The sequence below is a fragment of the Corallococcus praedator genome (assembly GCF_003612125.1).
Classification (GTDB): Bacteria; Myxococcota; Myxococcia; order Myxococcales; family Myxococcaceae; genus Corallococcus; species Corallococcus praedator.
In genome coordinates this window covers 1-434 of sequence record NZ_RAWI01001097.1, presented here as the reverse complement: position 1 = coordinate 434, position 434 = coordinate 1, and the positions used below count along the sequence as shown (strand labels likewise).

The 434-nt window shown below is 45.6% G+C and carries 1 protein-coding gene; it reads left to right on the top strand.

Features of this window, described 5'->3' with window-relative positions:
- Positions 1-85: 85 nt before the first annotated feature.
- A partial coding sequence (locus D7Y13_RS43185; RefSeq protein WP_120631129.1) for a helix-turn-helix domain-containing protein occupies positions 86-434 on the top strand: 349 nt, incomplete at its 3' end.

Genomic DNA, 434 nt, shown 5'->3' with positions numbered 1-434 from the left:
ACTATAAAACTATTCAAGTCAAGTGGTTTGGCACACATGCGGAGTACAATAAAATCAATGTAACGACGGTACAATACCAGAAGCCATGACGCTGAAACCCATCAAAACCGAGCAAGAATATGATGACATGATGGCATGGGTGGATGAGCAGTTTGATCGAAACGTGCATCCAGATAGTCCGGACGGTGAAACATTGCAGGTTGCTCTTTTAGTGATAAAGGCTTACGAAGACGATCACTACGCTATACCGTCCCCTGACCCCATTGAATCTATCCGGCTTAAGATGGAGGAGAAAGGAATACGCAACAAGGATTTTGTTGGGAAGTTAGGTAGTAAAAGCTACGTCTCTGCCGTATTGAACCGACGCAAACCGATGACGCTGGAAATGGCCCGATTATTCCACAAAGAATTGGGTATTCCGGCCAGCGTGTTGC